This window comes from Pseudomonas sp. TWI923 (genome assembly GCF_039673365.1).
Taxonomy (GTDB): Bacteria; Pseudomonadota; Gammaproteobacteria; order Pseudomonadales; family Pseudomonadaceae; genus Aquipseudomonas; species Aquipseudomonas sichuanensis.
Map to the genome: position 1 here is coordinate 34,011 of NZ_JBDJLM010000001.1, position 20,667 is coordinate 54,677.

Consider the following 20,667-nt stretch of genomic DNA (forward strand, 5'->3'; position numbering starts at 1 on the left):
ACGCATTGCCCATCTGCTTGAAGTTTCCAACGGCCCAAGCCAATGTTGCGCCCGGTGCCATTCCCGGCACGCCCATACCCCAAGAAGGACAGCGTCATGACGACCGAAGGCCCGTACAACCAGGCAGAGCACCTGAAGGGTATCGACGAGATCGAGTGCGTTACCCCCGACTTCAACGGCGTGGCTCGCGGCAAGGTCATGACCGCCGAAGGCTTCCTCGAAGGCCGGCGCCTGCAGATGGCGCGTGGGGTGCTGCTGCAATGCATCATGGGTGGCTACCCGGCGGCGAAATACTATGGCAGCGACGACAGCGACCTGGCGCTGGTGGCCGACCTTGCGCAAATCCATCGCCTGCCCTGGAGTGACGAGCCTCGAGCGCTGGCCATCTGCGACGCGGTCGAACTCGACGGCACGCCGTCGCGGCTGTCGAGCCGCGGCCAGCTCAAGACGGTGATTGCCCGCTACGCCGAGCATGGCCTGGCGCCGGTGGTGGCGACCGAGCTCGAATTCTTCGTGTTCGCCCCCAACAGCGACCCGCAGCAGCCGTTCCAGCCGCCGCTGGGCAAGGATGGCCGCCGGGAGATGGGCCATTCGGCATTCAGCGTCAGCTCCAACAACGGCCTGCGGCCGTTCTTCAGCGAGGTGTACCGGTGCATGGCGGCGCTGGGCCTGCCGCGCGACACCTTCATGCACGAGATGGGTGTCAGCCAGTTCGAGATCAACCTGTTGCATGGCGACCCGCTGCTGCTGGCCGATCAGACCTTCCTGTTCAAGCACCTGCTCAAGGAAGTGGCGCTGCGCCATGGCCTGACCGTGGTGTGCATGGCCAAGCCGCTGGCGCATACGCCCGGCAGTTCGATGCACATTCACCAGAGCCTGGTGGACATCGCCAATGGGCGAAACGTGTTCAGCGATGAGCAAGGCAGGGCGACCGACACCTTCCATCATTTCATTGGTGGCCTGCAGGCCTGTCTGGCCGACTTCACCGCGCTGTTCGCGCCCAACGTCAATTCGTACCAGCGCTTGTGCCACCCCTACGCTTCGCCGAACAACGCCTGCTGGTCGCACGACAACCGCGCCGCGGGCCTGCGCATTCCGGCCAGCTCGCCAGTGGCGCGGCGGGTGGAAAATCGCTTGCCCGGCGCCGACGCCAACCCTTACCTGGCTATTGCCGCCAGCCTTGCCGCCGGCCTGCATGGCATCGAGCAGCAGATCGCCCCCACGCCCGCGATCCAGGGCGAATTCGAAGTGCCCGAGCACCTGAGCCTGCCCTGCACCCTGCATGCAGCGCTGCAACGCCTCAAGCACAGTGCGCTGGCCCATGAGCTGTTCGGCAACGAGTTCATCGAAGGCTATATCGCCACCAAGACCCTCGAACTGAGCGACTTCCTCGACGAGATCACGCCCTGGGAGCGGCGGGTGCTGGCGGCGCAGGCCTGAGCGCGACGCAAGCTGTAACGGGCCCGCCGTTGGCGATCTTTTTCGCCTGCGGGGGCCTGCGTCGCGGCGGATTTGCTTTTATGCTTGCCTGCAACCCACCGCCACCTGCGCCAGGAGCCCACGGGACGTATGCGAAATATCTGGAAGCCGTTTCAGTCGTTGTACTTCGCTGCCTTGATGATGCTGATCGGCTCGGGCCTGCTCAGTACCTACCTGGCCTTGCGCCTCGCCGCCGATCACGTCGACAGCCTGTGGATCGGCGCGCTGATGGCGGCCAACTATTTCGGCCTGGCGGTAGGCGGCAAGGTCGGCCACCGGCTGATTGGCCGGGTCGGGCATATTCGTGCCTATGCCACCTGTGCCGGTATCGTCTGTGCGGCGGTGCTCGGGCATGGCCTGACCAGCTGGCTACCGGCCTGGATCGGGCTGCGGATGATCGTCGGCCTGGGGATGATGTGTCAGTACATGGTCATCGAAAGTTGGCTCAACGAGCAGGCCGATGCCAAGCATCGAGGCGCGGTGTTCAGCGGCTACATGATCGCTTCTTATCTGGGGCTGGTGCTGGGCCAGCTGATTCTCGTGGTGCACCCGCAGTTGGGGCCGGAGCTGCTGATGCTGGTAGCCATGTGCTTCGCGCTGTGCCTGGTGCCCGTGGCCATGACCCGGCGCATCCACCCCGCACCCTTGCGTCCGGCACCGATGGAGCCGAAGTTCTTCATCAAACGGGTGCCGCAATCGCTCTCCACCGTGCTGGGTTCAGGGCTGATCGTTGGTTCGTTCTATGGCCTGGCGCCGCTTTATGCCACCAGTCAGGGCATGTCCACCGAGCAGATCGGCCTGTTCATGGGTAGCTGCATCCTGGCCGGCCTGGTAGTGCAGTGGCCGCTGGGCTGGCTGTCCGACCGCTATGACCGCGCGGTGTTGATCCGCAGCGTGGCAATCGGCCTGGCGCTGGCCTCGGCGCCCCTGGCGATCCTGCCGGGTGTGCCGCTGGAGCTGTTGTTCGGTATCGGCTTCGTGATCTCGCTGCTGCAGTTCTGCCTGTATCCACTGGCCGTGGCGTTTTCCAACGACCATGTGGAAAGCGAACGGCGGGTATCGCTGACCGCCATGTTGCTGGTGACCTACGGGGTGGGTGCCTGTATCGGGCCGCTGGCGGCCGGGGTGCTGATGAAGCTGCTGGGCCCGCAGATGCTGTATGCGTTCTTCGTGTTCTTTGCGCTGGTGCTTGTCTGGCGTATCCGGCCCAAGGCGGTTACCGGGCTGCACCAGGTACAGGATGCGCCGCTGGGGCACGTGGCCATGCCGGCGGCCGGTTCGCCACTGTCGGCGGCCCTTGACCCACGGGTCGATGAGCAGACCGTGCAGGAGGTGATGCAGACACCGGTGGCGGCAGAGGATACCGAAGCGGATGAGAAGGGCGTCGAGCCGTCTGTGCAGCCTGGCGCCGAGGTCGACAAGTCGGTCAGTTGAGTTGTGGCGGCCGACCTTCGTTTCGGTCGGTCGCTGCGCTGCAAACAAAAACGCCACCCTGTGGGTGGCGTTTGCATGTCTGATGGTTGATCAGTAGTCGTCTTTGTCGAAGCGTCGTGCTTCGCGCTGCAACTGATACACGAAACTCTCGATCTTGCGCTGTGCCTGGCCGTTGAGGTTGTGGAAGCGTACGCCGGCGAAGGTGGTGTTGATGCGCTCTTCGAAGTGCAGGTGGCGCAGTTCGACCATGGTGTCGGCCAGGCCCAGGGGGTTGGCGGCCTTGAAGCGTTCGTACACCTGGCCCAGTTGCAGGCGCTCCTCGACGTTGCCTTCAAAGCGCAATTTGCAGCCGGTGGCAGAGATGTCCAGCAGCTTGCCGCGCAGTGCGCCGTTACCTTTCAAGTGGGTGCCGTCGAGGACGATGTCGACCAGCTGCGACAGCTTGAGTGCAGCACGGAAGGCGCTGCGGCGCTGATGGTAAGTGACTTCGGCGGGCAGCGGGCCGCGGTAGCAGCGGTGGCCGTCGATCTCGGTGATGGTCAGCGGTGTGTCGCACTCCCAGGCGATGCGTACGCCGTCATGGAAGCCTTCGACGCGGAACGGTTCGCCGTTCTCGATGTACTTCTCGCCATCGCGGGGGATCATTTCATCCAGGGCCAGAACGCCGTTGTCGCGGTCGATGTGCACCACATAGCTCTGGAACCGCTGGCTGCGCTCATGGAAGCTGATGATCAGCGGGTCGTGGCTCTCCAGCAGCTGGCGCAGGTTGGCCGCGATTTCCAAAGGGGTAGTGAGCACCTTTGGTGGCTGGGGGGCATCGGTTTCATTGAACACGGGTTCTCAATCTCCAGGCAAAAACGACACACGCAAGTTACGGCATTTTGCCAGTATGCTCCGTGCCTTGAACAGGGAAAATCACACTTGGCTGAGCGCCCGGGGCTTGGCCATCGGCGAGGTGGTGCCACGGCTGTCGTACAGCGAAGGAGAATCGCCGCCCATGAGGATGCTGACCTGGTTGGCCGTGGCGCGCTGCTGTATCTGGATGACCTGGCCATTGGTCTCGTTGGCCTTCTGGCAGGCATCCATCAATGCGCTGAGCGCATCGAGCCGTTGCAGCAGGGCCTCGCCATTGGGCGACTGTGCGGCCAGGGCCTGCACGCCTGCGCGATCGGTGCTGAGGCCGATGTCGCGCAGCAACTGGCTGCGTCGGCGACCCTGCTGCTCGAGCAAGATGATCAACGACTGCTTGCGGGCCAGGATCTGTTCCAGTAGCGGCATGTCCCGCCCGTGCAGGGCGACCGTCTCGCTCTGGAGCAGGTCGAGCAATTCCTGCGTTGGCGCGATGTCGTTTTCGATCAGTTGCAGCAGAGTGATGTCGTGCATGGCTAACTCTTGGCGTGTTGCGTCCTTGAAGTCAGCGCACCTGGAGGTTAGCGCTGGGCTTCGAAATCAAGCAGTTTACTGGCGACACGGTCGGCGTCGACCTTGTAGCTGCCGTCCGCGATCGCTTGTTTCAACTCGGCCACGCGGGCGCTGTTGACGGTCGGCTGGTCGCGCAGGCTGTCGCTGATCTTCTGCAGCTGCTGGGCTTCTGGGCTGAAATGTACCGCTTCCCCGCTGGCATTGGCGTTGGGCGCTACGCTGTTGGCGTCGGTTTTGTCGACGTTGCCAGGCGCGGCATTGCCGCGAACGCCCCCCGTGCTGGGCGGAGAATTATTCACACGACTGAAGTCGATGACCATGATCAAAACCTCTGGGTATTTGTACGCATACCCTGTTTTCGGCCAGCCCGAAAAAAACTTTAGGCAGGAATGCGGTGCTGTCTGGCAGCACGCTTGCGCACCCGATTTGTGACACAGTTTAGGGGGAGCGGTTCCCTGCCGCCAGCCTTCTGTCGTGATCCGGCGGTGAATATTGCTACATGGCCACCTCGACCTGCCCGGGCCCTGTGACCCGCGCTTTCACCACGCGCTTGGAGTTCAGGTTGCGCACCCGGATCTGTTCCTGCAGGCCGCCTTTGCTCAGGGCTTCGCCTGGCATGCGCACGCTGAGGGTGCCGCTGCGCGCGACAATCACCACGTGATCGCCTTTACGCACCACCTCCGCCTGTTCCAGGTGTTGCTGGGTCAGTACCTGGTCAACCACCGTGGGGCGCAGCAGCTTCATGCCCACTGCCTGGTCCATTTGCGTCAGGTAGCCTGGGCCCAGCGTGCCGACATCGCGTTCGCGCAGGGCAATATCGCCTTCGCCGACCACGCTTTCGCGCTTGAGCGGCCGGGTCATCACCACCACATCGCGCAGCAGCCGTACCTGGGCGGGCACGAAGATCGTCCACGGAGCCGCGCTGTCGCAACGCACCTTCACTGTGACCCGGCCCAGCGGGGTCGGGCTTTCCAGTGATGCGTCAAGTTGCTGGCTGCACAGCGGCATGCGCAGGCGCGGGTCGAGCCTGTTGACCTGGATCTCGTAGCGGCCACCGGTCTGGGTGGTCGCCAGATAATCTTCCACGGTGAATTCAAGAAACCCTTGGGTGACACCGATAAGCTGTTCAGGCAAGGTGAATGCATCCGCCTGGACGCGAACACTGGATGCCATGAGGCACAGGGCTGCCAGTGAACCGGTCAGCAGGCGCGTCAGTCGTCGGGAAAATGTCGTTTTCGTATACATGGCGCTCAAAAAAGCAAAGCCCGTGCCGATTCGGTATACAGGCAATCGTTGGAGGGGTCCGGCATGGCTGGAGTGATGGATTCGGTCAACCAGCGCACGCAGCTGGTGGGGCAGAATCGCCTGGAGCTGTTGTTGTTTCGCCTCAATGGCGACCAGCTCTACGGCATCAATGTGTTCAAGGTCCGGGAGGTGCTGCAGTGCCCGGAACTGACAGTGCTGCCGAAGTCTCATCCGGTGGTGCGTGGGGTGGCCAACATTCGCGGGGCGACCATCCCGATCCTGGACCTGTCGATGGCAACGGGGTTGCCGGGGTTGAAGGAAGACACGCGTAACAGCTTTGTGATCATCACCGAGTACAACACCAAGACCCAGGGTTTTTTGGTGCACTCGGTCGAGCGCATCGTCAACATGAACTGGGAAGAGATCCATCCGCCACCCAAGGGGACCGGGCGCGATCACTACCTGACCGCGGTCACCCGGGTCGACAATCGCATGGTCGAGATCATCGACGTGGAAAAGGTGCTGGCGGAAGTGGCGCCGTCGTCCGAATCGGTGTCCGAGGGTGTGATCGATGCCGAGGTGCAGGACAAGGCCGTGCTGCTGCGGGTGCTGACCGTCGATGATTCGTCGGTGGCGCGCAAGCAGGTCAGCCGCTGTCTGCAGACTGTCGGGGTTGAGGTGGTGGCGCTCAATGATGGTCGCCAGGCGCTGGATTACCTGCGCAAGCTGGTCGATGAGGGCAAGCGGCCGGAGGAGGAATTCCTCATGATGATCTCGGATATCGAGATGCCGGAAATGGACGGCTACACCCTGACGGCCGAGATCCGCAGCGATCCACGCATGCAAAAGCTGCACATCGTCCTGCATACTTCGCTGTCCGGGGTCTTCAACCAGGCCATGGTCAAGAAGGTCGGGGCCGATGATTTCCTGGCCAAGTTCAGGCCGGACGACCTTGCCCAGCGGGTAGTCGACCGGATCAAGGCGACGCATTGAAACGGCCGGGGCCAGTCCCCGGCGCTAGCGATTTAGAAAGAGGCGGCACCATTGTCTACGGGTAATTTGGATTTCGAACAGTTCCGGGTCTTCCTGGAGAAAGCCTGTGGCATCCTGCTGGGCGAGAATAAGCAGTACCTGGTCTCCAGCCGTCTCAACAAGCTGATGGAGCAGCAGGGCATCAAGTCGTTGGGTGAGCTGGTGCAGCGTATCCAGGCACAGCCGCGGGGTGGTTTGCGCGAGCAGGTGGTCGATGCCATGACCACCAACGAAACCCTGTGGTTTCGTGATACCTACCCCTTCGAGGTGCTCAAGAACAAGGTCATCCCCGAGTTCATCAAGGGCAACCCGGGCCAGCGCCTGCGCATCTGGTCGGCGGCCTGCTCGTCGGGGCAGGAGCCGTACTCCATCTCCATGGCCATCGACGAGTTCGAGCGCAGCAACCTTGGCCAGCTGAAGATGGGCGCGCAGATCGTTGCCACTGACCTGTCCGGCTCGATGCTCAACAACTGCAAGACCGGCGAATACGACAGCCTGGCCATCGCCCGCGGCCTGTCGCAGGAGCGCCTGCAGCGTTACTTCGACCCCAAGGGGCCGGGGCGCTGGGCGGTCAAGGCGCCGATCCGCAGCCGCGTCGAGTTCCGCTCGTACAACCTGCTGGACAGCTATGCGCCCTTGGGCAAGTTCGACATCGTGTTCTGCCGCAACGTGCTGATCTACTTCTCGGCCCAGGTCAAGAAGGACATTCTGCTGCGTATCCATGGCACGCTGAAGCCCGGTGGCTATCTGTTCCTTGGCGCATCCGAGGCGCTCAACGGTTTGCCGGACCACTATCAGATGGTCCAGTGCAGCCCGGGCATCATCTATCAGGCCAAGTAACGCCTGAGGCTGCAAGTGAAGGCCGGTGTCGTGAGACACCGGCCTTTTTCATGGGCGATTCAAATGACGTCAATTTTTTGGTTTGCCGCTTTTGCCGGGTGGCAATTGCCGCTTGCCTGCTGCGCGGCGGAAGCGATTTGCCGCTTTTCTGGCAATGGCGGCAGGTCGAAAAGCCCCGGGGCCCAGTGAATGCGGGGCTTTGCAAAGCTGGCACAGGCCTTGCTAAAGCTTAGCCAACGAAATTCTGGTCACCTATGAAGGTTTCCCTGATATGAGCATCAGCTTCGACAAGGCGCTTGGCATACACGAAAAGGCATTGGGCTTCCGCGCCCAGCGTGCCGAAGTGCTGGCCAACAACATCGCCAACGCCGATACGCCGAACTACAAGGCGCGTGACATGGACTTCTCGTCCGTGCTCGCCGCCGAGGCCGACAAGCAGCAGAAAGGGCGCATCGCCCTGGACCGCACCAACAATCGGCATATCGAGGCCGAAGGGCTGGCAATGGCCGACGACACCTTGCAGTACCGTACCCCGATGCAGCCGTCGATCGACCAGAACACTGTCGATGCCCAGATCGAACAATCGAACTACACAGAGAACGCGATCGGCTTCCAGGCCAGCTTCACGTTGCTCAACAGTAAATTCAAAGGGCTGGTTTCGGCCCTGCGCGGAGAGTGACCATGTCCCTTGCCAGTGTTTTCAATATCGCCGGTAGCGGCATGAGCGCGCAGAACACGCGCCTGAACACCGTTGCCTCGAACATCGCCAACGCCGAGACCGTCTCCTCGAGCATCGACCAGACCTACCGTGCACGCCACCCGGTGTTCGCCACCACCTTCCAGAACGCGCAGGCCGGCACCAGCCAGTCGCTGTTCGAAGACCAGGGCGAGGCCGGGCAGGGCGTGCAGGTCAAGGGCATCATCGAGGACCAGAGCAACCTTGAGGCGCGCTACGAGCCGAACCATCCGGCGGCCAACAAGGACGGCTACGTCTACTACCCGAATGTGAATGTGGTCGAGGAGATGGCCGACATGATCTCCGCCAGCCGCGCGTTCCAGACCAACGCCGAGCTGATGAACACCGCCAAGAACATGATGCAGAAGGTGCTGACCCTGGGTCAGTAAGCACGGAGCCGCCATGACCACAACCAATACCAGTAACGAAGTCGGTAGTTCCTACCTGAAATCGTTGCAGAAGCCCGACAGCAAGAACAGCAGCACCACCGGTCAGGCCGGCAGTGCGCTGGGCAAGGATGCGTTCCTGCAGCTGCTGGTCACGCAGATGAAAAACCAGAACCCGCTCGATCCGCAGGAGAACGGTGAGTTCGTCGCGCAGTTGGCGCAGTTCAGCAGCCTGGAAGGTATCCAGTCGCTGAACGATTCGGTCAACGGGATCCTGACCGGTATTGGCTCGTCCCAGGCGCTGCAGGCCACCTCGCTGGTCGGTCGCTCGGTGATCGTGCAGACCGACAAGGCCGTGGTGGACACCACCGCCAGCTTCAATGGCCAGGTCGTGGTGCCGCAGAGCATCAGCGATGGCAAGGTCAGCATCAAGGACAAGGACGGTAACGTCGTCAAGACCATCCAGCTGGGTTCGCAAAAAGCCGGTACCGCCGACTTCATCTGGGATGGCACCAATGAGAAGGGCGAGAAAGTCGCCCCGGGCACTTACACCTTCACGGCTGAGACCACGGTCGAGGGCAAGGCCAAGACGCTGTCCACCTTGCTCCCGGCAAGGGTCAACAGTGTCAGCTTCCAGAACGGCAGCGAGATGATGCTGGACCTGGCCGGCATCGGCAAGATCGGCATCTCCAAAGTCACCAGCATCGGAATCTAACGCCGCAGAATCGGCACAAGGAGCGAGTCAATGTCTTTCAATATCGGCCTTAGCGGTCTCTACGCGGCGAACAAGGCTCTGAACGTTACCGGCAACAACATTGCCAACGTCGCCACCACCGGTTTCAAATCGTCGCGCGCCGAGTTCGCCGACCAGTATTCGCAGTCGATCCGCGGTACCTCCGGCGGCAAGACCCAAGTCGGCAGCGGCGTGAAAACCATGGCCGTTTCGCAGATGTTCAACCCGGGCAACATCAATGGCACCGGCCAGGCGCTGGACATGGCCATCGACGGCAACGGTTTCTTCGCCCTGAGCGACAACGGTTCGCGCATCTATACCCGTGCCGGCGCCTTCTACAGCGACAAGGACGGCTACGTCGTCAACTCCAGCGGTGCCAACCTGCAGGGTTATGCGGTGGACGCCAACGGCAAGGTCGTCAAGGGTGTGCTGACCGATCTGAAAATCGACACTTCGAACCTGAAGCCCAACCCGACCGGTCGTGTCTCCGAGACCGTCAACCTCAACTCCAGCGCCACCGCGCCGAGCGTTGCAGTGTTCGATCCGGCCAACGTCAACAGCTACAACTACACCTTCAACACCGATGTCTATGACAGCCAGGGCAACGCGCACCAGCTCAACCAGTACTTCGTCAAGGATGCCGGCACCAACTCCTGGACCATGTACACCACCATCGACGGTCGTAACCCGGCCGACCCGACCTTGACCACGCCGCTGGTCAACAAGCTGCCGTTCAATACCGACGGCACCTTGAATACCGGAGCCATGACGGCAGGTCCGGTAGCCGGCGGCCTGACCATTGGTGCCGACAAGACCTTCCAGCTCACCGGTTGGGTGCCGGCGGAGAAGACTGCGGCGGGCGCCTGGGTTGCCAACGGCGCCACCGCGCGCCCGGGTGGCGTCACCCTCGATATGCTGGCTACCACCCAGTACAACTCGGCGTCGGCCACCACCGCCAAGAGCCAGGACGGCTATGCCACCGGTGAGCTCGCCGGCCTGACCGTCGACCAGAGCGGCAACCTGTTCGCCAACTTCACCAACGGCCAGGATAAGGTCATTGGCCAGGTGGCGATCGCCAACTTCGCCAACCTGCAAGGCCTGACTCCGGTGGGCGGCACGGCCTGGAAAGAGTCCTACGCTTCGGGTGTGCCGATCATCGGCGAGCCGGATACCGGCACCCTGGGCCGCATTGCCGGCAGCTCCCTGGAAGACTCCAACGTCGACCTGACCGGCGAGCTGGTCAACCTGATCAAGGCGCAGAGCAACTACCAGGCCAACGCCAAGACCATTTCCACTGAAAGCACCATCATGCAGACCATCATCCAGATGACCTGATGATCGTGGTTGGGCAAAGCCCCTGCTTGCAGGGGCTTTTTCATATCTGGCGGAGGGTGATGCCATGAGGACAGTGTCGAGGATTGTTGGGGTGCTGCTGGCGCTGCTGGTTGCGTCCTCGCTGCAGGCCGCGCCGGCGCCCTGGTACCAGTGGCAAAGCCTGGCGACCGGGCGCTACCTGTGTTCGGCAACCAACCCGGGCGATGGCTGGAAGCTGCACTCGGGGCCCTACAACAATGGGGCATGCCGTAATGACTGATTCGGCGCTTGCCGCCAGCGGCAAACATTCGCCGACAAACTGACGCTCAGCAGGCCTGCGCGGCCTTGAAAGCCCCGTATTGAAAGGCTTTGTCAGTGTGGTTCGATAATTGCTTAAGCCTTGCCAACGACAGCGCGGCAAGGTTCGCGCAGAGGAGATGCTGTGGACAAGATGCTTTATGTGGCCATGACCGGTGCCAGTCAGAACGCGCTGGCGCAGAAGGCCCATGCCAACAACCTGGCGAACGTTTCCACCAATGGTTTCCAGCGTGACCTGGAGCAGGCGCGTTCCATGCCGGTGTTCGGTGACAGCTTTCCGGCGCGAGCCTTCGCCATGAGCGAGCGCCCGGCCACCGACTTCAGCGGTGGTGCCCTGGTCGAGACCGGGCGTGACCTGGACGTGGCGGTCAGTGGTCAGGGTTTCATTGCCGTGCAGGCGCCCGATGGCAGCGAAGCCTATGTGCGTACCGGCAGCCTGAACATTGACGCCCTCGGTATCCTGCGTGCCGGCAATGGTATGCCGGTGATCGGCAACGGCGGCCCGATCGCGGTCCCGCCCGAGCAGAAGGTCGAAGTCGGTGATGACGGCACCATCAGCATTCGCGCCATGGGTGAAGACCCGCGGGCGCTGGCGCAGGTCGACCGGATCAAGCTGGTCAACCCGGACATCAAGGGCCTGACCAAGGGGCTCGACGGCATGATCCACACGGCCAACGGCCAGCCCGCCAATGCCGACGTCAACGTTCGCGTGGTTTCGGGGTTCCTTGAGTCGAGCAACGTCAATGCGGTCGAGGAAATGACCTCGGTGCTGGCTCTGTCCCGCCAGTTCGAACTGCACGTCAAGATGATGAACGCGGCCAAGGAAGGCGACGAAGCCATGGCTCGGGTTTTGCAAATCGGCTAATCACATTTGAACGGGTGCCGTAAAACAGGCGCACGAGGAGAACACTAGATGCTTCCGGCTCTTTGGGTCGCTAAAACCGGCCTGTCCGCCCAGGACACCAACCTCACGGTCATTTCCAACAACCTGGCCAACGTCTCGACCACGGGCTTCAAGCGCGACCGCGCCGAGTTCCAGGACCTGCTGTACCAGATCAAGCGCCAGCCTGGCGCGCAGTCCACCCAGGACAGCGAGCTGCCTTCGGGCCTGCAGGTCGGTACCGGTGTGCGCATCGTCGGCACCCAGAAGAGCTTCACCGCCGGCAGCCTGCAAACCACCGAGAACCCGCTGGACATGGCGGTCGATGGCCGTGGTTTCTTCCAGATCCTGCAGCCCGACGGCACCGTGTCGTACACCCGTGACGGCACCTTCCACCTGAACTCCGACGGCCAGATCGTCACCGCCAACGGTTTCGCTCTGGAACCGGCCATCGTCGTGCCGCCGGACGCCCAGACCTTCACCGTTGGCCGCGACGGCACCGTGTCGATCACCACGGTCGGCAACCCGGCAGCGCAGATCATCGGCAACATCCAGACCGCCGATTTCATCAACCCGGCTGGCCTGCAGGCGATCGGCGGCAACCTGTTCCTCGAGACCGCCGCCAGCGGCGCGCCGCAGGTCGGCACCCCGGGCCTGAACGGTTTCGGCACCACCCAGCAACAGACCCTGGAAAACTCCAACGTCAGCACCGTCGAGGAGTTGGTCAACATGATCACCACCCAGCGTGCTTACGAGATGAACTCCAAGGTCATCTCGACGGCCGACAAGATGCTGTCGTTCGTCACCCAGCAGCTGTAAGCCCTGATGGCCCGCCGGGTGCGGGCCATTGACCATTCGCTCGCTGTAGCAGCGCCCGTTACACCATGAGGTAAGCGTCATGAATCGTCTGTTGTCCGTTTTCGCCCTTGGGGGGGCGGTGTTGCTGGCCGGTTGCGTCGCGCCGACGCCCAAGCCAAACGACCCGTACTATGCGCCGGTGTTGCCGCGCACCCCGTTGCCGGCGGCGGCCAACAACGGCTCGATCTACCAGGCCGGCTTCGAGCAGGGCCTGTATACCGATCGCAAGGCGTTCCGGGTCGGTGACATCATCACCATCACCCTCAACGAGCGCACCTCGGCGAGCAAGAATGCCGGCTCGCAGATCCAGAAGAACAGCAAGGCCGATATCGGCCTGACCTCGTTGTTCGGCACCATCCCCAATACCAACAACCCGCTGGGCAGCGGCGACCTCACCCTCGAGGCCGGTTACAGCGGTGATCGCACCACCAAGGGCGACAGCAAGGCGACCCAGGGCAACACCCTGACCGGCTCGATCACCGTCACCGTTGCTGAAGTGCTGCCCAACGGCATCATCGCCGTGCGTGGCGAAAAGTGGATGACCCTGAACACCGGTGAAGAGCTGGTGCGTATTGCCGGCCTGGTGCGTGCCGATGACATCGCCACGGACAACACCGTGCCGTCCACTCGCGTGGCCGACGCGCGCATCACCTATTCGGGTACCGGCTCGTTCGCCGATGCCAGCCAGCCCGGTTGGCTGGACCGTTTCTTCATCAGCCCGCTCTGGCCCTTCTGAGTACGGATGACCATGTTCAACGCTAGGCGGTTGATTGCCGCGACACTTCTTCTGTCCTGTGCGTTCGGCGCCCACGCCGAGCGCTTGAAGGACATCGCCAGTATTTCCGGCGTGCGTGCCAACCAGCTGATCGGTTACGGTCTGGTGGTGGGGCTCAACGGTACGGGCGACCAGACCACCCAGACCCCGTTCACCCTGCAGACCTTCAACAACATGTTGTCGCAGTTCGGCATCAAGGTGCCGCCGGGTTCGGGCAACGTGCAGTTGAAGAACGTTGCCGCGGTGTCGGTGCATGCCGACCTGCCGGCTTTCGCCAAGCCCGGCCAGGTGGTCGACATCACCGTGTCGTCGATCGGTAACTCCAAGAGCCTGCGCGGCGGCAGCCTGCTGATGACCCCGCTCAAGGGTATCGACGGCAACGTCTACGCCATCGCCCAGGGCAACCTGGTGGTCGGTGGTTTCGACGCCGAAGGTCGCGATGGCTCGAAGATCACCGTCAACGTCCCGTCGGCTGGCCGCATTCCGGGCGGTGCGAGCGTCGAGCGCGCAGTGCCGAGCGGTTTCAACCAGGGCAACAGCCTTACGCTGAACCTCAACCGGCCCGACTTCACCACGGCCAAACGCATCGTCGACAAGGTCAACGAGCTGCTCGGCCCAGGGGTTGCCCAGGCCCTGGACGGTGGCTCGGTGCGGGTGACCGCGCCGATGGACCCGAGCCAGCGTGTCGACTACCTGTCGATCCTGGAAAACCTCGAGATCGACCCAGGCCAGGCCGTGGCCAAGGTCATCATCAACTCGCGTACCGGCACCATCGTGATTGGCCAGAACGTCAAGGTGTCGCCGGCGGCGGTTACCCACGGCAGCCTGACCGTGACCATCACCGAAGACCCGATCGTCAGCCAGCCGGGGCCGTTCTCCAATGGCGAGACGGCCGTCGTGCCACGCTCGCGGGTCAATGCCCAGCAGGAAGCCAAGCCGATGTTCAAGTTCGGCCCGGGTACCACCCTGGATGAAATCGTCCGTGCGGTGAACCAGGTCGGCGCGGCGCCAAGCGACCTGATGGCCATCCTTGAAGCCCTGAAACAGGCCGGCGCGTTGCAGGCCGACCTGATCGTGATCTGAGGACGCCTGGGATGAATCCGAAAAGCCAGGTTTCCGGCCATGTCGACAGCGGTGCCTACACCGACCTCAATCGCCTGAGCTCGCTCAAGCGCGGTGATCGCGACAGCGAGGGCAACATCCGCAAGGTGGCCCAGGAATTCGAGTCGTTGTTCGTCAGCGAGATGCTCAAGGCCTCGCGCAAGGCCAGTGATGTGCTGGCCGACGAAGAAAACCCGATGAACAGCGATACGACCAAGCAGTACCGTGACATGTACGACCAGCAGCTGGCCGTGAGCATGTCCCGCGAAGGGGGCGGCATCGGCCTGCAGGATGTGCTGGTGCGCCAGCTGAGCAAGCGCAAGGCCAGCACGGTCAATACCAGCCCGTTCCCGCGTATCGATGGGCCGGCCCCGGCGCTGTGGGGTGGCCGGGTGGGCGAGCCTGCGCGGGCCGAACAGCCGGCTGCCGGGCGCAACGATGTGGCGGCCCTCAACTCGCGGCGCCTGGCCTTGCCAGGCAAGCTCACCGACCGCCTGCTGGCCGGTATCGTGCCTTCCTCGGCCACTGGCGATGCGGCCCAGAATGCGCCGTCGCTGGCCGGTGTCGCCCGCGGCGACTGGCAGCCGGCGCGGACCTATGCCGCACCCGCCGAGGGCATGCGTATCGTCGGGCGTGCGGTGGCTCAGCCACCGTTGGCGCCCAACAAGGCCTTTGGCAACAGCGATGCCTTCGTCAGCACCATGCTGCCGATGGCCGAGCAGGCGGCCAAGCGCATTGGTATCGATCCGCGTTACCTGGTGGCCCAGGCGGCGCTGGAAACCGGTTGGGGCAAGTCGGTCATGCGCAACCCTGACGGCAGCAGCAGCCACAACTTGTTCGGCATCAAAGCCACCGGCAATTGGCAGGGTGGCGAGGCGCGGGCGATCACCAGCGAGTTCCGTGGCGGTCAGTTCGTCAAGGAGACTGCGGCATTCCGCTCGTACGACTCGTACCAGGACAGCTTCCACGACCTGGTCAGCCTGTTGCAGAACAACAGTCGCTATAAAGATGCGGTCGGTGCAGCCGATAACCCAGAACAGTTTGCAAGAGAGCTGCAGAAGGCCGGTTACGCAACCGACCCGGACTATGCCCGCAAGATCATCAGCATTGCCCGGCAACTGCAGCCCACCCAGCAATACGCCATGGCTGGCACTACCACGAATCTATAAGGATTGAACCATGTCTCTGATCTCGATCGGGCTGTCCGGCCTGAGTGCCAGCCAGGCGGCGCTGTCGGTCACCAGTAACAACATCGCCAACGCTGCGACCTCCGGCTACTCGCGCCAGCAGACCGTCCAGGTCTCGGGGCCCTCGCACAACATCGGCTCGGGTTTCATCGGTACCGGTACTCAGCTTGCGGATGTGCGCCGGGTCTACAACGCCTACCTGGACAACCAGCTGCGTACCGCGACCTCGCTGAGCACCGATGCGGCCACCTACCTTGATCAGATCGGCAGTGTCGACAAACTGCTGGGCGACAGCAGCACCGGTATCAGCTCGGTGCTGACCGCATTCTTCTCGGCCCTGCAGACCGCTGCGGCCAAGCCCGGTGACGTGGCGTCCCGCCAGTTGCTGCTGACCCAGGCGCAAACCCTGAGCAACCGTTTCAATTCCATCTCCAGCGAATTGAACAAACAGAACGAGAGCATCAACAGCCAGCTCGATACCCTTGCCGGCCAGGTCAACAAGCTCACCTCGAACATTGCCGACCTGAACAAGCAGATCACCCAGCTGTCGGCGTCCGGCGCCACGCCGAACACCCTGCTGGATGCGCGCAGCGAAGCGGTGCGCCAGCTCAACGAGCTGGTGGGTGTCACCGTGCAGGAGCGTGACGGCAACTACGACGTGTACCTGGGTACCGGCCAGTCGCTGGTCACCGGCAATCGGGCCAACACCCTGACCGCCGGGCCGAGCGCCGCCGACAAGAGCCAGTACAGCCTGCAGGTCAACTACCCGACCTTCTCGTCGGATGTCACCTCGGTCATCACCGGCGGGCAGATCGGCGGCCTGTTGCGCTATCGCCAGGACGTGCTCAACCCGTCGATGAACGAACTGGGGCGTGTGGCCCTGGTGGTGACCGACAGCATCAACAGCCAGCTGGGGCAGGGCCTGGATGCCAACGGCCAGTTCGGCAGCGCGCTGTTCTCCAGCATCAACAGTGCCGCGGCGATCAGCCAGCGCAGCCTGGGTGCCACCGGCAACAGCGCTGGTTCCGGCAACCTGGACGTAACCATTGCCAACAGCAGCCTGCTGACCACCCACGACTACCAAGTCACCTTCACCAGTGGCACCCAGTACAGCGTGCGTCGCTCCGACGGCACCGACATGGGCAGCTTCGACCTGAGCACCACGCCACCGCCGGTCATCGACGGCTTCACCCTGAAGCTCAACGGTGGCGGCCTGGCGGCTGGTGACAGTTTCAAGGTGATCCCCACCCGCGCGGCGGCGGGCTCGATCAGCACCACCCTCACCGATGCCAACAAGCTGGCGTTCGCCGGGCCGATCAATGCCACCATCGGCAGCGGCAACGACGGAACCGGCACCATCAGCCAACCGAATCTGGGGACCAGGCTGGATATCTACGGCGGTGCCGACACCGCGTTGATCCAGGATTCGATCAAGCACTCGATGCCGGTACGCATGGTGTTCAGTGCGGCCAGCGGCGGCACCCAGGGCTACACCCTGTTCGATGCCAAGGGCAACAGCATCGGTACCGGCACCATCGTGCCCGGCCAGGAAAACAAGCTGACCATCAACGTGCCGATGGTCGATGCGGCCGGGGCGCCCATTCTCGACGGTAGCGGCAACCCGCGCTCGTTCAGCCTGGAGACCTCGGTCGGCGGCAGCCCGGCGGAGGATGACTCGTTCAGCATGGGCTTCAACGTCAACGGCAAGTCCGATAACCGCAATGCCCAATCGTTGCTCGACCTGCAGACCAAAGCCACGGTCGGTGTCGATTCCGGTGGCGGTAGCAGCTTCACCTCGGCCTATGCCTCGATGGTGGAACGGGTCGGTGCCAAGGCCAACCAGGCCGAAATCGATACCACGGCAACCAAGGCCGTGTACGACTCGGCCAAGGAAGCCCGCAACGGGGTTTCCGGTGTCAACCTGGACGATGAGGCGGCCAGCCTGATCAAGTTCCAGCATTACTACACCGCATCTTCACAGATCATCAAGGCGGCGCAGGAAACCTTCGCCACCCTGATCAACGCATTGTAAGGAGTAGCCATCGTGCGTATTTCCACCGCTCAGTTCTATGAGTCGAGCGCTACCAGCTACACCAGCAACTTTGCCAACCTGATGAAGGTCAAGCAGCAGATCGACTCCGGCGTGCGCATCCAGTCCGCTGGTGACGACCCGGTCGGCGCCGCACGCCTGCTGTTGCTGCAGCAGCAACAGGCCCTGCTCAAGCAGTACGACGGCAACATGACCACGGTGAATAACTCGCTGCTGCAGGAAGAAAGCGTGCTGGCCACCATCAACGACGCCATGCAGCGCGCCAGCGACCTGGCCATTCGTGCAGGCGGCGCCGGGATCAGTGCGGCCGACCGCACCTCCATCAGCAGCGAGCTCAAGGAGATCGAGGCGAACATCTTCGGCCTGCTCAACTCGCGCGATGCCAACGGCGACTACATGTTCGGTGGCACCAAGACCTCGTCGCCGCCCTATGTGCGCAATGCCGACGGCAGCTACAGCTACCAGGGTGACCAAACCCAGCTGAGCCTGCAGGTGTCCGACACCCTGAAACTGGCGACCAACGACACCGGCTTCAGCATCTTCGATTCGGCCAAGAACAAGAGCCGTACCGAGTCCGCCCTGGTGGCGCCGCCGGTCGATGATGGCCGCGTCGCGGTCTCGCCGGGCCTGCTGACCTCGAGCAGTGCGTACAACAGCAACTTCAACGCCGGCCAGCCGTACAAGGTCACCTTCACCAGTGGCACCCAGTACACCGTGACCGATGCCCTGGGTAACGACATCACTGCCGAAACCCCGACCAACGGCACCTTCGACAGCAAGGCCGAGGGCGGTAACCGCATCGCGTTCCGGGGTGTCGAGTTCGAGATCAGCGTCACGCTGCAGGAAGGTGATGACCCCAATGCTGCCGTCGCCGGCCATGAGTTCTCCTTGCAGGCGCGTCCCGACACCCTGACCACCGTCCGTGGCGCCGGTAACCCTTCGAGCGCGCAGATCACCAGCGGTGCGGTGACCGACCCGACGGCCTACCGCAGCACGTTCCCCGACAGCGGTGCGCTCATCAAGTTTACCGGCGCCAACACTTACGAGCTCTATGCGCAGCCCCTGACCGCCGACAGCAAGGTAGTGGCCAGTGGCACCTTTACCGCGCCGGCGCTGACAGTGGCGGGCGTTACCTACCAGGTGTCCGGCACGCCGCAGGCGGGTGACCAGTTTGCGGTCAATGCCAACACCCACCAGAACCAGAGCGTGCTGGAGACCATCAGCCAGCTGCGTACCGCGCTGGATGCGCCGGGCACTGGTGATGCGGCGAATACCGCGCTGAAGAACTCCATCGCTTCGGCGGTCGCCAACCTGGCCAGTGCGCGCGAGCAGGTCGATATCACCCGCGGCTCCATTGGTGCGCGTGGTAACTCGCTCGATATCCAGCGCCAGGAAAACACCAGCCTGACCACCGCCAACAAGGCGACCCAGGACGCCATCGGCAACACCGACATGGCCGATGCGTCGATCATGCTGGCACTGCACCAGGCCATGCTGCAGGCTTCGCAGCTGAGCTTCACGCAGATCTCCAAGCTGAGCCTGTTCAACCAGATGTAACTGAGCGGGTAGCCAAAAGCCCTGGCCAGCCCCGTGCTGCCGGGGCTTTTTTGTGCCTGGCGCACGGCGCTGAGCGGCAGTTGGCAATAAATGAGTGTGACCAATGAGTCAAATCGCGCATCTTCCCTGTATTCTATGCGGCAGCTGCTGCAGCAATTTGTTACCGGTTCGCCAGTGACCTGCCCGAAGTCGGCTTGTCACGGATCCGGTAGTGGGCGCCCTCAATTCACCGAGTGGCGGTCTTTGCCTGTTTTCATTGGGAAGCCAGAATGATTGGCATCAAAAGCATCGCGAGTTACGTGCCCACCGCTGGCCTGGACAACTACGTCCAGGGTGCGAAGTTCGGCAAGGACGAAGAGTTCATGTTCGGCAAGATCGGCGCGTCGTTCCTGCCGCGCAAGGCCGAAGAGCAAGAAACCTCCGACCTGTGCGTCGAGGCCGCCCGTGCCTTGTTCGCCAGCAACCCCGAGCTCGATCCGCAGTCGATCGATGTGTTGATCGTGGTCACCCAGAACGGTGACGAAGAGGGGCTGCCGCACACCGCGGCCATCGTCCAGCACAAGCTGGGCCTGTCCACCCGGGTGGCGGCGTTCGACGTTTCGCTGGGCTGCTCCGGCTACGTCTATGGCCTGTACGCGATCAAGGGCTTCATGCAGGCGGCGGGGTTGAAGAACGGCCTGCTGATCACCGCCGACCCGTATTCGAAGATCGTCGACCCGGAAGACCGCAACACCACCATGCTGTTCGGCGATGCCGCCACCGCCACCTGGATGGGTGAGGGCGCGGTATGGCAACTGGGTGAGGCGCGTTTCGGTACCGACGGTTCCGGTGCCGAGCACCTGAAGGTCACCAACGGCAATTTCTTCATGAACGGCCGCCAGGTGTTCAACTTCGCCCTGGTCAAGGTGCCGGCGCACCTGCATGAGCTGCTCGATGCCAGCGGCCTGCAGTCGGCCGATATCGATGCCTTCTGCATCCATCAGGGCAGCGCGGCGATCGTTGATGCGGTGGCGCGACGCTTTGAAGAGCAGCACCCGGAGAAGTTCGTCAAGGACATGCTCGAAACCGGCAATACAGTGTCCTCCAGCGTGCCGCTGCTGCTGCAGAAGCACATGCTCGACAGCAGCTGGAAGCGCGTGGCCATCAGTGGCTTTGGCGTGGGCCTGTCGTGGGGCTCGGCGATTCTCTATCGCGGCTGATCCGGCACGGTCAAAAAAAGCGCCTGGCGTATTCCGTCAGGCGCTTTTTTTTGCCTTCGAATACCTGTTGAAAAGCCATAAGCCCCTGATTTCGTAGGGGTGGCAGCGTGATGGCATTTTT

21 protein-coding genes are annotated in these 20,667 nt (G+C 62.8%); 17 read left to right on the forward strand and 4 right to left on the reverse strand.

The features are described 5' to 3' along the window. Positions 1–198: 198 nt before the first annotated feature. Complete coding sequence (locus ABE459_RS00175) at positions 199–1,440, forward strand: glutamine synthetase family protein (RefSeq protein WP_323828559.1); 1,242 nt, start codon at positions 199–201, stop codon at positions 1,438–1,440. Between the two features lie 129 nt (positions 1,441–1,569). Beyond that, positions 1,570–2,913 (forward strand): MFS transporter, encoded by a 1,344-nt coding sequence (locus ABE459_RS00180; RefSeq protein ID WP_125464998.1) that lies wholly within the window; start codon positions 1,570–1,572, stop codon positions 2,911–2,913. A 90-nt stretch (positions 2,914–3,003) separates the two neighbouring features. On the opposite strand, the gene ABE459_RS00185 is transcribed toward ABE459_RS00180, so the two are convergent. The 4 genes from ABE459_RS00185 to flgA all read right to left on the reverse strand — a co-directional run bounded on the left by ABE459_RS00185 (position 3,004) and on the right by flgA (position 5,580). Continuing rightward, entirely contained in the window at positions 3,004–3,747 is a 744-nt protein-coding gene (locus tag ABE459_RS00185) for a flagellar brake protein (RefSeq protein ID WP_125464997.1), read from the reverse strand. Positions 3,748–3,828: 81 nt separating this feature from the next. Further along, positions 3,829–4,296 carry a flagellar protein FlgN gene (locus ABE459_RS00190; protein WP_323828376.1) on the reverse strand — a complete coding sequence of 156 codons (468 nt, stop codon included), beginning with the start codon at positions 4,294–4,296 and terminating at the stop codon, positions 3,829–3,831. 47 nt (positions 4,297–4,343) lie between these two features. Beyond that, positions 4,344–4,655 carry a flagellar biosynthesis anti-sigma factor FlgM gene (gene flgM, locus ABE459_RS00195; protein ID WP_323828373.1) on the reverse strand — a complete coding sequence of 104 codons (312 nt, stop codon included), beginning with the start codon at positions 4,653–4,655 and terminating at the stop codon, positions 4,344–4,346. Positions 4,656–4,830: 175 nt separating this feature from the next. Next, positions 4,831–5,580: a flagellar basal body P-ring formation chaperone FlgA gene (flgA, locus tag ABE459_RS00200; RefSeq protein WP_323828371.1), complete on the reverse strand. Its 750-nt coding sequence runs from the start codon at positions 5,578–5,580 to the stop codon at positions 4,831–4,833. 63 nt (positions 5,581–5,643) lie between these two features. On the opposite strand from flgA, the gene ABE459_RS00205 reads away from it, so the two are divergent. From ABE459_RS00205 to ABE459_RS00275, 15 genes are all read left to right on the forward strand, one after another. After that, positions 5,644–6,573, forward strand: coding sequence for a chemotaxis protein CheV (locus tag ABE459_RS00205; protein WP_125464994.1), 930 nt, complete (start codon positions 5,644–5,646; stop codon positions 6,571–6,573). 51 nt (positions 6,574–6,624) lie between these two features. Then, positions 6,625–7,452, forward strand: a complete 828-nt coding sequence (gene cheR / locus ABE459_RS00210; protein WP_110991891.1) for a protein-glutamate O-methyltransferase CheR — start codon at positions 6,625–6,627, stop codon at positions 7,450–7,452. A gap of 271 nt (positions 7,453–7,723) precedes the next feature. Then, entirely contained in the window at positions 7,724–8,131 is a 408-nt protein-coding gene (gene flgB, locus ABE459_RS00215) for a flagellar basal body rod protein FlgB (RefSeq protein WP_125464992.1), read from the forward strand. Between the two features lie 2 nt (positions 8,132–8,133). Then, positions 8,134–8,577: a flagellar basal body rod protein FlgC gene (gene flgC / locus ABE459_RS00220; RefSeq protein ID WP_110991889.1), complete on the forward strand. Its 444-nt coding sequence runs from the start codon at positions 8,134–8,136 to the stop codon at positions 8,575–8,577. 13 nt (positions 8,578–8,590) lie between these two features. Beyond that, on the forward strand, positions 8,591–9,289 hold the full coding sequence (gene flgD, locus ABE459_RS00225; RefSeq protein WP_125859539.1) for a flagellar hook assembly protein FlgD: 699 nt from the start codon (positions 8,591–8,593) through the stop codon (positions 9,287–9,289). A 30-nt stretch (positions 9,290–9,319) separates the two neighbouring features. After that, complete coding sequence (gene flgE / locus ABE459_RS00230) at positions 9,320–10,642, forward strand: flagellar hook protein FlgE (protein WP_323828369.1); 1,323 nt, start codon at positions 9,320–9,322, stop codon at positions 10,640–10,642. A gap of 64 nt (positions 10,643–10,706) precedes the next feature. Next, the gene (locus ABE459_RS00235) at positions 10,707–10,901 is read left to right on the forward strand and encodes a hypothetical protein (RefSeq protein ID WP_189654485.1); all 195 of its coding nucleotides are present in this window, start codon (positions 10,707–10,709) and stop codon (positions 10,899–10,901) included. Positions 10,902–11,063: 162 nt separating this feature from the next. Beyond that, a complete protein-coding gene (locus tag ABE459_RS00240) occupies positions 11,064–11,804 on the forward strand; it encodes a flagellar basal body rod protein FlgF (RefSeq protein ID WP_125464988.1) in 741 nt (246 codons plus the stop codon). Positions 11,805–11,852: 48 nt separating this feature from the next. After that, complete coding sequence (gene flgG / locus ABE459_RS00245) at positions 11,853–12,638, forward strand: flagellar basal-body rod protein FlgG (protein ID WP_125464987.1); 786 nt, start codon at positions 11,853–11,855, stop codon at positions 12,636–12,638. 79 nt (positions 12,639–12,717) lie between these two features. Beyond that, a complete protein-coding gene (gene flgH, locus ABE459_RS00250) occupies positions 12,718–13,413 on the forward strand; it encodes a flagellar basal body L-ring protein FlgH (protein ID WP_125464986.1) in 696 nt (231 codons plus the stop codon). A gap of 6 nt (positions 13,414–13,419) precedes the next feature. Then, a complete protein-coding gene (locus tag ABE459_RS00255; protein WP_167409782.1) occupies positions 13,420–14,535 on the forward strand; it encodes a flagellar basal body P-ring protein FlgI in 1,116 nt (371 codons plus the stop codon). Positions 14,536–14,546: 11 nt separating this feature from the next. After that, on the forward strand, positions 14,547–15,722 hold the full coding sequence (flgJ, locus tag ABE459_RS00260) for a flagellar assembly peptidoglycan hydrolase FlgJ (RefSeq protein ID WP_323828366.1): 1,176 nt from the start codon (positions 14,547–14,549) through the stop codon (positions 15,720–15,722). A 10-nt stretch (positions 15,723–15,732) separates the two neighbouring features. Beyond that, positions 15,733–17,772, forward strand: a complete 2,040-nt coding sequence (gene flgK / locus ABE459_RS00265) for a flagellar hook-associated protein FlgK (RefSeq protein WP_323828364.1) — start codon at positions 15,733–15,735, stop codon at positions 17,770–17,772. A 12-nt stretch (positions 17,773–17,784) separates the two neighbouring features. Further along, positions 17,785–19,347: a flagellar hook-associated protein 3 gene (locus tag ABE459_RS00270; RefSeq protein ID WP_323828362.1), complete on the forward strand. Its 1,563-nt coding sequence runs from the start codon at positions 17,785–17,787 to the stop codon at positions 19,345–19,347. Between the two features lie 269 nt (positions 19,348–19,616). Continuing rightward, complete coding sequence (locus ABE459_RS00275; protein ID WP_323828360.1) at positions 19,617–20,546, forward strand: ketoacyl-ACP synthase III; 930 nt, start codon at positions 19,617–19,619, stop codon at positions 20,544–20,546. The last annotated feature ends 121 nt before the right edge of the window (positions 20,547–20,667 follow it).